Consider the following 12,260-nt stretch of genomic DNA (forward strand, 5'->3'; position numbering starts at 1 on the left):
CGGACAGCGGGGCGCCGGACGGGGCCGGCACCACTGAGCCTCACTATGGAACACATGTACGACACTTTTCCGGGACTCGTTAGCAGTACGAGCGTACTGTTAAAGTCTTCGCATGACCTTCCGCATCGACGACCTGCACCACGTCCAGCTCCTGATCCCGCCCGGCGGCGAACCGGTGGCCCGCGCCTTCTACAGCGGCGTCCTCGGCATGGCCGAGATCGTCAAGCCCCCGGTCCTGGCCGCCCGGGGCGGTTGCTGGTTCCGCGCCGGCGGCTGGGAGGTCCACCTCAGCCCGGTCCCCGATTTCGCCCCGGCCACCAAGGCTCACCCCGGCGTCCTCGTCCGCGATCTCGACGCCCTGGCCGAGGTCCTGACCTCGGCCGGCCACCCGGTCGAGCGGGATCCGCACTTCCCGGGCCACCACCGCCTCTACTCCGCCGACGGCCACGGAAACCGGCTGGAGTTCCTGGAGCCCATCCGGAGTTGATGCCGCGGCCGGAGAGCAGGCCGCGGCCGGAGAGCAAGCCGCGGCCGGAGAGCGGTCCCGAAAACCCCTCAGCGCCCGACGTTGAAGTAGGGATCCTTGGCGAGCGCGTGGAACGCCTTGAAAGCCGCCTTGTCCCCGCTCAGCTGGAACTGCTGGTTGGGCCCGTTCCCCGTCGGGTCCGACTCGAAATAGGCGACCGCTTTGATCTGCCGGTTCGCCTTGAAGGTGCGTTCCGCGTCGCGCAGCCACGCCGCCCGGTTCGCGGATCCCCAGGCTTTCGCCACCCCGAACTCCCCGATGATGATCGGTTTCGGCCGTTGTGCCGCCCACTGCAGGAAGGGCCCCATGAGTTGCCCGATCGGCTGGAAGTCGGCGCCGGCGTAAACGTCCACGCAGGTCCAGTCCACCTGATCGTCGCCCGGGTAGAACTGCTGGGCATCCCCGCGCTGGAAGCCTTCGGCGGTCGGGCACCACACCCAGGACACGTTGTCCGCGTGCTCCCGCTGGAAGATCGCCCGCACGTACTTCCACGCCGCGATGTAGTCGGCGCCGGACCACATGGTGGCCCGCAGGTTGGGCCGGTCCATCTCCCAGCGCATCCGGAGCAGCACCGGCCGCCCGATCCTCCGGATCGCCTCGGCCTGCTGCCGGATCAGCCGGTCGTGTTCGCCGTCCAGGATGGACCGGTTGTCGCCGGTCGCCCAGCTGATCATCAGCGACTGCCCCTGAGCCAGGAACTCCTGATCGGATTCGGTCCCGACCATCTGGTCGAAGCGACGATACGTGTTCAGGATGTCGAGCCGGCGACCCAGCGACGCCTCCAACGTGTCGACCGCTTCCAGGCGCCCGATGTGGGTGAGCTGGTCCGGCTTGATCCAGGCGCCGACGTACGCCCCCGTCGCCGGAGGCGTGAACGGTCCGGCGGCGAACGGACCGTCCTGCACCGCGATGGCCGGCGGCCGCGCGGTCAGGTCCGGCGACGGCGGCGGCGCGGGATTCCCGCGGTGGCTGCCACTGCAGGCGGACAGGATGAGGAGTACGCCGACGAGCACCCCGCCGAGCCCGGCCCTACGCATGGACCCGCCGCGCCGTGTACAGCACGTTCACCGCGTAACCGTCGGTGCCGGGCAGCCGCCGGGCGGCCGCGTCGGCGAGCCGGGCCAGCCGGTTGTCGTGCAGGGACGGGGTGAGCATGGAGAAGCCGCGCCGTTCGACGATCTCGAAGCCGTGCCGGTCGAGCAGCGCCGCGACCTCCTCGTGGGAGAGCTCGGCGAACCAGCGTTCGCCCTGGTGCCGCCGGGCCCGCAGGTGCCGGACGGAGCCGGCGTTGCCGTGATTCTCGACGACGAGCAGGCCGGAGCCGCGGTGCGGCAGGGCTTTCGCGGCGAAGGCGAGCGCCCGGTCGCGGACCGTGTCGTCCACGTTGAGCAGCAGCCGGAAGATGGTCACGATGGCCGGGAAGCCGGCCGCGACCGGCGCCGGGACCGGTCCGTCGATCGACACCCGGTGCCAGTACGCGCGGGAGCCGACCTCGGCCGCTTTCGTCATCATCTCGGCCGACGTGTCGTATCCGTGCGCTTCCCGGACCAGGCCGTGCAGGGTGCGGATGGCCCGCCCGGTGCCGCAGGCGAAGTCGTGCTGGACCGGCGGGTGCTGACCCTCGAATTCGCGGCGGACCAGGGCACGCAGGTAGTCGCGCTGCCGGTCGTTGATGCGGGACGCGTAACTGTCCGGCGCGTACGTGATCGACTCGTACTTCTCGACCGCCTCGGTGTCCTGGAACACCTCGGTGTAATCGCTGGTCAACTCGCCTCCTGGGTCTTTCGTCGGGTGAACGCGCCGAGTTCGAGCCGGCCCCGGAGCAGCCAGGCGCCGGCGGCGAAGGCCGGCACGGCTGCCGCGACGGCCGGCGCCAGTCCGGCCGGGCCGTCCCCGAGCAGGGCGGTCACCGCCCGGGGCAGCAGGCCGAAGCAGCCGGTCGAGAGCAGCGCGGCGGCCCGGGTGCCCGGGCCGAACGGATGCAGGCGGGCGCCGCGGAACACCTGGATCAGCGGCAGCAGATTGTTGGCGACGATCGCGCCGGCCAGGCCCACGGCGGCCCCCATCGCGCCGTACCGGGGGATCAGCACCACGTCCAGGCCGATCGTGACGACCAGGGCGATCAGCACGTTGCCGAGGTTCAGCGAGGTGCGCCCGGCCATCGACAAGACCATGTCGACCATGCCGCAGCCGGTGGCGACCAGCATGGCCGCCGCGAGCAGCCGGACCACCGGGGTGCCGGCCGTGTACCCGGCGCCGAAGACACGGAGGTAGTACGGCGCGAACAGGATGACGAGCAGGCTGACCGGCCAGGTGATCAGCACCAGCCAGCCGGTGGCCACCTGGTACAGGCGATTCGCGGCGTCCCGGTCGCCGATGCTCAGCGCCTCGGCCAGCCGGGGCTGCACGGACTGGGAGATGCCCTGGTTGGCGAACTGGATCAGGATCACGAACCGGCCGGCGACCGCGTAGACGGCGGCCGGCCCGAGGCCGCCCAGCGCGGCGACCAGCAGCACGTCGACCCGTTGCAGGGCGAGCTGGGCCACGGCGGCCAGCGCGCGCGGTGCGGTGAACCGCCAGAATTCCCGGTGCAGCTGCCGGCGTTCGGCCCGTCGGCTGGCCGCCGCGGCGGGGCGTCCGGTCAGGTAGAGCCGCCTCACCGCGTACGCCGCAAACAGGGTCACCGGGAGGTAGGGAGCGGCCCAGGCCAGCGCGAAGACCGGCAGCGAAGCTGCCGCCAGGAGGCCGGCCGCACCGACCCCGAGCAATTGCAGTGCGCTGCGCAGCGTCCGGTCCAGCAGCACGGTGGGGCGCATCGAGCGGTACCCACGAGTGATCGTCAGCAGCACGTCGGTGAGTGCCTGCAGCGGGATGAAGACGGCCAACACCCGCAAACCGGTGAGGTACGCACCGGCCGAGTCGTGCGCGGTGACCCGGGCGATCTGCGGCGCGCCGGCCCACACCGCCACCGCGAGGATCAGCGAGAACACGAAGACCGGGACGAGGCCGGTACGCAGGCAGGTGCCGAGCAGGTGAGCACGCCCGGTGGCCCGCAACCGGGCCGGCCAGTAGACCAGCCCGGTGTTGGTGCCCAGCTTGGCCAGCCCGCCGGCCAGCACGAACGCTGCGGTGGCGGAGAAGAACGCGCCCGCCTCGTCGGTGCCGAGGCGACGCGCCACCACCCAGGTGACGATCACGCCGGCGCCTCCGGCCAGTGCCGATCCGGCCATGTTGGCGAGTCCGCCACGGGCCGCGCCGCGAGTGCCCCGGCCCGGATCGGCCCGCGGTGGCGCCGGGTCGGTCAGCGGGCCGGCCGTCACCCGCGGCGCCAGATCGGCGTGTGCCCCAGCCAGCCGGCCAGCGCCTCGTCGTGGGACTGGTAGTAGGCGCCCAGTTCCCGGCGCAGCTGCGGGTCCATGTCGGCCTGCCGGGGGCGGGCGTTGTGCCGCTCGAAGGCCGGTCGTTCCAGGTGCGGTGGCAGCCCGAGGAAGTGGCAGACCTCGTCGTACACCGGCTCCGGGTCGCTGAAGAACCGTTCGCTCTCCACCACGTGGATGCGTTCCCGGCCGACGTGCTGCGCCATCACGCTCAGATACCGGGCGTATTCGCCGCGCCCCCGGTAGGCGTGGTGCTGGTGCGCGAAGCTGTAGTACGCCGGGTCGTCGGCCAGCCGTTCCTCCTGCCGGTGCAGGCGGGCCGGCTCCAGCGCCATCGCCGCACCGAAGTCACGCTCGGTCTCGAAACCCCGCGCCACCTCGTGGTGATGCTGTGAGTAGGCGCGCTCCACCGGATCGCGCACCAGAACCACGATCCTGGCGTACGGCAGGTCCCGCGCGATCCGGGCCACCGCCTGGGGGTGGTACATGTAGTACGGACTGGACTCGAAGGTCTGTGCCGGCACCCCGAACCGCTCGGCGATCTTCTCGGCCGCCCGCCGCGCCGGGAAATGCGCGCGATACCAGTCGAGCCCGCGGTGGTACGACGTGTCGAAGTAGTGCACGCCCTTGTGGAGCACCGCCTTGAGCACCACCGGATGTGCGGCCAGCGCCCGGTACAACGAGGTGGTGCCGCACCGCTGCCCGCCGCAGATCAGGAAGGACGGCAGCATCCGGTGGTCGGCGGTGAGCCGGCCGTACGAGCGGGAGCCCAGGTGCACCACCGCCTTCATCGGCGCGGGCAGATTGCGGACGTTCATCACAGCTCCTCAACACGCCGGATGAGCACCGGCAGCAGCCAGGTACCGAGCACGCCCAGCCGGGCGCCCGCCTCGGCCTGGCGGTCGGTCAGGTAGCGCACGGCCAGGTCGACCAGGTAGAGCAGGGCGGTCGTCTCGCGGGCCACCGCGGCCACCCCGAACGGCGCGAGCAGCTCGTCGGCCCGGCGCACGGTGGCCTCCACCGCACCCCGCGCGTCACCGCTGGTCTGGATCCGTCTCTGCAGCTCGTGATGCACCGCGTCGAAGCCGAGCGGAACCCCGGTGGCGAACCGCTCCCAGTCCCAGACGAGCAGCGCGTCGGTGAGGTTGGCCATGTTCCACGGGGCCCAGTCGCCGTGCCAGGCGCCGTAGCGCAGGGTGTGCTCGCCGCTGTGCGCGGCGAGCAGGTCGACCGCGGCGGACAGCGCGGCGCCCTCGGCCCGGTCGGAGACCGCGGCCAGCCGGGCCCGCAGCTCGTGCCAGTAAGAGCTCTGGGTCAGCGGTCCGGTGGTGTAGCCGCAGCATCCGGCGATGTCCAGCATGGCGGCGGTGAGCCGGCGCGGGGTCAGCGGCGCGCGCGGCAGCCACACCGGCAGTGCCGACTGGACCAGCACCTGCATGCCGCGCCACTGCCCGGCGTGCATCACCCGGGGGATGGTCAGCTTGGTCAGTCCGCTGGAGCCGATCGCGTTCAGCGCCGCGGTCTCCGCCTTGACCAGGCGCTGGGTGAGCGGCCCGGCACCGATCTTGCCGAACGCGAAGGTCTCGCCGTCCGGGGTGAGCAACTGCAGCACCGGTTTGCGGTTGGCCCGGGCCGGGCCGATGTGGACGCTGACCGACAGGTCGCGCCGCAGCGCGTCGCTGAGGTAGCCGTCGATGCTGGCCGACACCGGGCCGGAGACCCGGATCCGGTCGCGGAAGACCAGCCGGTCGGTCCGGGTGCGGACCGCGGCCACCACGGCGTCCCGCTTGAACCGGGCCATCCGGGACTGCGGCTCGGCGTACCGGCGGACCGCGGCCGCGGCGACCGCGGCGGAGGTGTTCGGCACCAGCAGGCGGGGGCGGTGCGCGTTCGGCACCACCAGGTATTCCACGATCGTGTTGCCCGCACCGTCGTCCTCGCGGGCGGGGCGGCACGGCGGCGGATAGAGCAGCGCCATGACCTCGGTCAGATACTGGGTACGCAGTGCGGCGTCGCCCGCCGTGAGCTCGGCTGGCGCCGTTTTGACCGGACTCAATTGTCGTCGTTCCCCTCGATCCAGTTGCGCCAGAGCAGCGCGTACGCCAGAACCATGAAAGCCAGGGGGGTGACCAGCGAGTTGTACCAGAGCATCGCGGAGAACGAGCTGACCAGCGCGGCGCTGCCGGCCACCCCGATCGGGGTCCGGTCCCGGCGGAACCGCCACAGCCCGTACGCGAAGAAGCCCAGGTAGCCCGCGGTGCCCACCGCGCCGTGCGAATACAGCAGCTGCCACAGCTGCCCGTTGCCGCCGATCGTGAAGTTGCCGCAGCGCTCGCACTCCGAGCTCTCGCCGACCGTGATCGAGTTGCGGCCGCCGAGGGTGTTGCGGGTGCCCCCGTACCCGATCACCGGCGAACCGGTGAACCCGGCCATGGCCCGCTCGATCAGGAACGAGCGGACCCCGTTCGACTTGCCGTTGTCCAGCCGGGCCTGCACGGTGGTGCCCAGCGGGGTGGCCGCCAGCGCCACCGCGAGCGCCCCGCCCGCCACCAGCAGCACGCCGAGCACCCACAACTTGCCGGCCAGCACGTAGCGGACCGCGGCGTACCCGCCGATGATCCCCAGGCCGATCCACAGGCCGCGGTTCAGCGAGACGACCGCCGGCACGATCGAGACCAGCAGGAACACCCACAGCACGGCGCGCCGGCCCCGGCTGCGCGCGGCCGCCGCGGCCACCAGCAGCCACGGCACCAGCAGGCAGAAGTTGTTGCCCCAGGTGTTGGTGTACCCCCAGGGGGCGGCCGGACGCGGGGCGTCACCGCCGACGATGTCCATGATCTGCGCGGCGTACGGGTGGACCAGCGACCGGACGAAGCCCTTGCTGCGCACCCCCTGCGGCAGCAGCCACTCGACCGGCGAGGTGAACTCGAAGTGCCCGGCCACCATGCCGAGCAGCCCGCCCAGCACGGTCAGCACGAACATGCCGGCCAGCAGCCGGACCATCCGCCGCCGCGGCAGCTCCCGCTCGGTCAGGTTCCCGGCGTAGACCAGCAGCACGGTCAGCGAGAGGTACATGGCCAGCTTGTAGAGCACCGCGGGCAGCCGGCCGACGGCCCGCTCGACCACGGTCTGCGCCGGGTCGGCGCCCAGTGCGGCGATGCTCACCACCACCGCGACCAGGAACACCACCCACCAGGTGAAGCCCGGTGGCAGGCGCAGTGGGCGGCCCGCGGCCCGGCGGCGGATCAGCAGGAACAGCATCGGCGCGGCGACCAGCGGGAAGATCAGCACGCCCAGGCCGAGCGCCCACCAGAGCGGGTAGAGCAGCAGGATCCCGGTCACCGGCCAGGCCGGCAGGCTGAGGTCCTTACCGGCCCGGTGCTGGGCCGGTCCGGCGGGCGGCGCCGCCGGGACGACCGTGATCACTTCTCGTCGCCGTCCGTGGCGCCCGAGCCTTCGACAACCGAGGTCTGCTCGCCGGTGTCGCCGTCGGCCGGCCGCTGCCGGACCGTGGCCGAGACCGGCTCACCGCGGTCCTTGAGTGCCGACAGCTGCTGGGTGGCCTCCTCGACGACCGGCTCGGTGCCGGTCGGCGGCAGGGTCACCGCGGGCGCGGCGGCCGGCTCGGCGGTGTGCTTGACGTTGAGCCGGGGCAGCACCACCGCGCCGAGCAGCCGGGTGCCGACCCGCTGCAGCTGCTCGGTCGCGTCGACCAGGGCCGGCCGGCGGGTGCGGCGCAGCTCGACCGCGAGGATCGCCGCGTCGGCGAGGCTGGCCAGGCTCTGCGCGTCGGCGCTGCTGCTGGTCGACGGGGCCTCGATCACCACGTACCCGCCCTGCCGGCGCAGCGCCTCCAGGGTGTCGCGCAGCCGCTGCGACTGGATCAGCCCGGCCGCGGTCGCCGCGCCGCCGGTGGTGATCACCCGCAGCGCCGGGATCCGGGCGGTGTGCTGCAGCACCCGGCTCAGCGACACCCGGCCGGCCAGCATCTCGGACAGGCCGGGCACCGGGGCGACCCCGAGCATCCGGGCCAGTGGCGCGGCGTCCACCACGCTGTCCGGCAGGTGCGCGCCGATCAGCACCACGTCGCTGCCGGTGCGGGCCAGGGCGGCCGCCAGGTTCGCCGCGACCAGCGTGCTCGCCGAGCCGCGGCTGGTCCCGGTCACCACGATCACCCGGTCGTGCGGGTCGAGGCTGGCCAGCACCTCGTTGCGCAGGCGGTTGAAGACGCGGCCGCCCGGCCCGTACGGCTGCAGCACGTCGTCGAAGTGCGGCGTGGTCCGCTCGTCGAGCGTGGCCAGCACCGCGACCCGGCCGCGGTCACGCACGTCGGCCGCGGTCACCAGGCGCCGGTCGAACCGCTCCCGCAGGTACGCCAGGGCCAGCCCGAGCAGCAGCCCGATCATTCCGCCGGTGGCGATGTCCAGCAGCGTGTTCGGGCTGGACGGGGTGTCCGGCAGCCGGGCGTCGCTGATGATCGCGCCGGCGCCGACCGTGGTGGTGGTCAGCTCGTTGAGCCGGCCGGTGAGGCTGTTCAGCTGGTTCTGCGAGTTGCTGCGCAGACTCTGCAGGTTGCTCTCCGCGGAACTGCCCGGCCGGGCGTCGGCCAGCTTGGCGTTGATCCCGGTGAGCGCCGTGGTGAGCTGCTTGACCTTCAGGTTCAGTGAGGCGATCTGCTTGTCCAGCAGGCCGCGTGCGGTCTCCTCACGGTTGCGCAGGTAGGCCTCGGCGAACGCGTGCGAACCGGCCTGGGCCTTCATCGGGGTGTCCGCCTGGAAAGTGATCACCAGAACCGTGGTGTTCGCCGGTACCTGCACCGACACCGAATGCGCCAGCTCCAGCGGCGACACCGTGGTGCGCATCAGCGCGGCGGCCTTGGCGGCGACCGCGCCGGAACCGACCAGCTGGGCCTCGGTGTCCAGGTTGACCGCGCCCTTGGTGCGGCCACCCTGCGCGTTCACGTCCTGGTCGACCGACTGGACCAGGACCGACGACGAGGACTCGTAGACGCGCGGGAGCGAGTGCGTGACGGCGGCGCCCACGCCCAGGCCGGCGGCCGTGGCCACCAGGGCGATCCACCAGTGCCGGCGAACCGCGCCCAGGTAGTGCGCGACATCGGAGGACGGTGGGCGTGACGCTTCCATCGGTTTCCGCGGCCTTTCGAGGAGGATTTTGGGCGTTTCGCCCCAAGGGCTAACGCCCACTCCCAGCCGCGAGTGATGGGTCAGCTCGACCCCATGCCTCGCAGGGTTGGTGAAACCACCACGCATTGCGCCCGCTGACGTCGAGAGGACCGAGAAAGGCCAGGCGAAGCCCTGGTCTTCTGCGGCTCTCGACGTCAGCGGCAAGGGGCGCGACGCCGGTCAGCTCAGCTTGGGCTCCACCCAGCCGTTCTCGACCAGGTAGCCGAGGACCATCTCGACCGCTTCGGCCACCGACATCGTGCTGGTGTCGATGGTCAGTTCGGCGTCCAGCGGCTCCTCGTACGGGTCGTCGATCCCGGTCATGCCGCGCAGCTGACCGGCCCGGGCCCGCGCGTACAGGCCCTTACGGTCCCGTCGCTCGCAGACCTCCAGCGGGGTGGCCACGTGGACGAGCAGGAACCCGGCGCCCGCCTCGGCCGCCATCCGGCGCACCGCGGTGCGGGCCGCCTCGTACGGCGCGATCGGGCAGGCGACCGCCATCCCGCGGTGCCGGCCGACCTCGGCGGCGACCCAGCCGATCCGGCGCACGTTGCGGTCCCGGTCGGCCTTGCTGAAGCCCAGCCCGGCGGTCAGCTCCCGGCGCACCACGTCGCCGTCGAGCAGGGTGACCGTGCGCTCGCCGGTCTCCCGCAGCGCGTCGGCCAGGTTGCGGGCGATCGTCGACTTGCCGGAGCCGGACAGGCCGGTGAAGAACAGCACCAGGCCGCGGTGCCGGCGCGGCGGCCGGACCCGGGCCAGTTCCTTGGCGACCGCCGGCGGGGTGTGCCACTCGGGCAGCGGGAAACCGCGGTCCAGCAGGTCGTCGATCTCGTCCGGGGTCATCGCCAGCCGGCGGTTGCGCGGCGGGATGTCGTCGCGCCAGCGCCACTGGCCGTCCCGGTTGTCGTAGGCGAGTTCGCGCGGCACCAGTACCCGCAGCCCGGCTCCGGAGAGCGACTCGCCGGTGGAGAGCACGTGGGTCACGCCGTACGCCGCGGCGACCCGGGAGCGCAGCAGCGCGTCGCGCATCTCGTCGCCGTGCGGCATCAGCGGGACCGCGACCACGGTGGCCGGGGGCATCCGGTCGCGGGCCGCGAAGACCGCCCGGACCAGTGCCTCGGGCGGTAGGCCGTCCGGCCCGTGCCCGCTCACCGGAATCATGATCAGCAGGTGGGCCGCGAGGGTGCGGGCGGCGTGCGCGATCTGGGCGAGCTGCGGGCGGTGCAGCGGCCGGTCGGCGATCACGCCGAGCACCCGGCCCGGTGGCAGCAGCGCCTTGACCTCGGCCGGGGAGCGGCGCAGACGCTGGAACGGGCCGTGCCCGCCGTCGCCCATCCGCTGCACCGGGCCGCCCACGCCGTACCGGTTGTCGGCGATCCGCCAGACGTCGCGCGCCTCGATCGCGGCGATCGGCGCGCCCTCCAGGTCGGTCAGCACCACGGTGCGCCGTGCCGGGTCGGCCGGGTTCAGGCGCTCGGCGAGGTCGAGCGGGATCTCCAGGGTCACCGCGACCGGCCACGGGGTGCCGTCGGCCAGTCGCCCGGTGCGGGCCAGCGCGACCAGGTCGGCGCGGACCAGGAATCCGGTCAGCGGCGCGTACGCCCCGGAGAGCAGCAGTTCGAGATCGGCCAGCTCGTACGGGCGCGGCGCGAACGAGGGTGCGTCCCGGAGGACGTCTTCGGGCAGTACCGAGCCACTCACCGTTGTTATCCCCTTGCCGGCCGACTTGGGTGACAGTTTCGCAGCCCGATTCGAACCGGTCGAGGCGGGCTCACGATCTCGCTGTCCCGCCGCTATACCCGCTAACGGATGATTGCTGACTTTTTGGACTTTATCGGAGGATCCCCTAATATAGGGCGATTGTGAGACAGACCTTACGTTCTGCCGCGTTCGGCACCGCCTTCACGATGGCCGTGGCGGTCACTCTGGCCTGGGCCTGGACCGGCGGCGTGGAGCAACTCGGCCGGCTGCCCGCCGGCGACCCGGTGGTCTCCGCCGCACCGGCCGGCCCACACCCGGGCACGACGGCCGGCACCGCGGCCGACCCCGCGCCGCCCGGCTCCGCCCGGCTCCGCCAGGCCGTGCTCAGCGGCGCCGACAGCCCGCTGACCGGGAGCTTCCCGGCCCGGGCCGCCGTCCACCGGACCTGCACCACCGGCCGGCTGCTGGTGCCCACCTGCGGCATCCTGTGGGGGGTGGCGCCCGGTGCGCGCACCGACGACCACGGGGCCGAGGCGCTCGCCGAGTTCGAGCGCAAGACCGGGCGGCAGCAGGCCATCTTCCACGCCTACCACCACGGGATCCGGCAGCTGTTCCCGACGCCGCAGGAGATCGCGATCGCCCGGCAGCCCGGCAAGAAGCGGATCCTGCTGCTCAACTGGAAGCCGGAGAGCGCCTCCTGGGCGGCGATCGCGCGCGGCGACCGGCGTACCGACGCGTTCCTCGACCAGCTCGCGGTGCACCTGCACCGCGACTTCCGGGAGCCGTTCTTCTTCGCGATCCACCACGAGGCCGAGGACCAGGTCCGGGAACGTCCCGGGTCGGGGTACACCGCGAAGGACTACGCGGCGATGTTCCGGCACGTGGTGCGGCGGCTGCGGGCCCACGGCGCGACGAACGTGGTCACCGTGCTGGTGCACATGGCGTACGTGCCGCACACCACAAAGAGCTGGTTCACCGACATGTACCCGGGGGACTCGGTGGTCGACTGGATCGGGTTCGACACGTACTCGTACAGCGACCCCGGTTACGGCCACGGCGACTTCGCCGAGCTGCTCAACCGGCGCTCCGCGCTCAAGCCGCGCTGGCCCGGCTTCTACAACTGGGTGCGCGCCGCCCACCCCCGCAAACCGCTGATGGTCGCCGAGTGGGGGGTGTGGTTCAGCAAACGCCACCCCGGGCACATGGCCGCGTTCTACCGCGAGGTGGGCCAGCAGATCGGGCATTTCCCGGCGATCAAGGCGATGGTGCACTTCGAGACACCGGCCAACCAGAAGGGCCAGGACTCGTCGGTGGACTGCACCCCGGCCGCCCTGCGCGAATATCGCAAGCTGGGCCGGCTTCCGGTCTTCCAGGTCGCGGTCCGCTGAGGTCTCCACAAACCTGTGAACAAGCTGAGGGACCCTGAGATGGCCTCAGGGTCCTTCCGGATCCGCACGGGTGCGATGGGTTTCT

Annotated in this window: 10 protein-coding genes; 2 read left to right on the top strand and 8 right to left on the bottom strand. The window is 72.4% G+C overall.

Features of this window, described 5'->3' with window-relative positions:
- Positions 1-112 precede the first annotated feature (112 nt).
- Complete coding sequence (locus ACSP50_RS04045) at positions 113-487, top strand: VOC family protein (RefSeq protein WP_014687877.1); 375 nt, start codon at positions 113-115, stop codon at positions 485-487.
- 68 nt (positions 488-555) lie between these two features.
- Here the strand turns inward: ACSP50_RS04045 and ACSP50_RS04050 are convergent, their stop codons facing one another.
- The 8 genes from ACSP50_RS04050 to cysC all read right to left on the bottom strand — a co-directional run bounded on the left by ACSP50_RS04050 (position 556) and on the right by cysC (position 10,787).
- Positions 556-1,563: a glycosyl hydrolase gene (locus tag ACSP50_RS04050; protein ID WP_014687878.1), complete on the bottom strand. Its 1,008-nt coding sequence runs from the start codon at positions 1,561-1,563 to the stop codon at positions 556-558.
- Entirely contained in the window at positions 1,556-2,293 is a 738-nt protein-coding gene (locus ACSP50_RS04055; protein ID WP_014687879.1) for an SAM-dependent methyltransferase, read from the bottom strand. The genes ACSP50_RS04050 and ACSP50_RS04055 overlap by 8 nt, the downstream gene beginning before the upstream one ends.
- Positions 2,290-3,846, bottom strand: a complete 1,557-nt coding sequence (locus tag ACSP50_RS04060; protein ID WP_231956861.1) for a lipopolysaccharide biosynthesis protein — start codon at positions 3,844-3,846, stop codon at positions 2,290-2,292. Before ACSP50_RS04060 ends, ACSP50_RS04055 begins: the two co-directional genes overlap by 4 nt.
- Positions 3,843-4,721: a sulfotransferase domain-containing protein gene (locus tag ACSP50_RS04065; RefSeq protein ID WP_014687881.1), complete on the bottom strand. Its 879-nt coding sequence runs from the start codon at positions 4,719-4,721 to the stop codon at positions 3,843-3,845. The genes ACSP50_RS04060 and ACSP50_RS04065 overlap by 4 nt, the downstream gene beginning before the upstream one ends.
- The gene (locus ACSP50_RS04070; RefSeq protein WP_014687882.1) at positions 4,721-5,959 is read right to left on the bottom strand and encodes a hypothetical protein; all 1,239 of its coding nucleotides are present in this window, start codon (positions 5,957-5,959) and stop codon (positions 4,721-4,723) included. The genes ACSP50_RS04065 and ACSP50_RS04070 overlap by 1 nt, the downstream gene beginning before the upstream one ends.
- Complete coding sequence (locus ACSP50_RS04075; protein ID WP_014687883.1) at positions 5,956-7,329, bottom strand: hypothetical protein; 1,374 nt, start codon at positions 7,327-7,329, stop codon at positions 5,956-5,958. Before ACSP50_RS04075 ends, ACSP50_RS04070 begins: the two co-directional genes overlap by 4 nt.
- Positions 7,326-9,047, bottom strand: coding sequence for a Wzz/FepE/Etk N-terminal domain-containing protein (locus ACSP50_RS04080; protein ID WP_014687884.1), 1,722 nt, complete (start codon positions 9,045-9,047; stop codon positions 7,326-7,328). The genes ACSP50_RS04075 and ACSP50_RS04080 overlap by 4 nt, the downstream gene beginning before the upstream one ends.
- 219 nt (positions 9,048-9,266) lie before the next feature.
- Positions 9,267-10,787 (bottom strand): adenylyl-sulfate kinase, encoded by a 1,521-nt coding sequence (gene cysC, locus ACSP50_RS04085; protein ID WP_014687885.1) that lies wholly within the window; start codon positions 10,785-10,787, stop codon positions 9,267-9,269.
- Positions 10,788-10,993: 206 nt separating this feature from the next.
- Between cysC and ACSP50_RS04090 the strand changes: the two genes are divergently transcribed.
- Positions 10,994-12,175, top strand: coding sequence for a glycosyl hydrolase (locus ACSP50_RS04090; protein WP_052311871.1), 1,182 nt, complete (start codon positions 10,994-10,996; stop codon positions 12,173-12,175).
- The last annotated feature ends 85 nt before the right edge of the window (positions 12,176-12,260 follow it).

It is taken from the genome of Actinoplanes sp. SE50/110, assembly GCF_900119315.1.
GTDB lineage: Bacteria > Actinomycetota > Actinomycetes > Mycobacteriales > Micromonosporaceae > Actinoplanes.

What these genes read in the sequence shown, in the direction of transcription:
- ACSP50_RS04045 (WP_014687877.1), top strand. Translation starts at nt 113, where the DNA reads ATGACCTTCCGCATCGACGACCTGCACCACGTCCAGCTCCTGATCCCG.
- ACSP50_RS04065 (WP_014687881.1), bottom strand. Translation starts at nt 4,721, where the DNA reads ATGAACGTCCGCAATCTGCCCGCGCCGATGAAGGCGGTGGTGCACCTG.
- ACSP50_RS04050 (WP_014687878.1), bottom strand. Translation starts at nt 1,563, where the DNA reads ATGCGTAGGGCCGGGCTCGGCGGGGTGCTCGTCGGCGTACTCCTCATC.
- ACSP50_RS04080 (WP_014687884.1), bottom strand. Translation starts at nt 9,047, where the DNA reads ATGGAAGCGTCACGCCCACCGTCCTCCGATGTCGCGCACTACCTGGGC.
- ACSP50_RS04090 (WP_052311871.1), top strand. Translation starts at nt 10,994, where the DNA reads ATGGCCGTGGCGGTCACTCTGGCCTGGGCCTGGACCGGCGGCGTGGAG.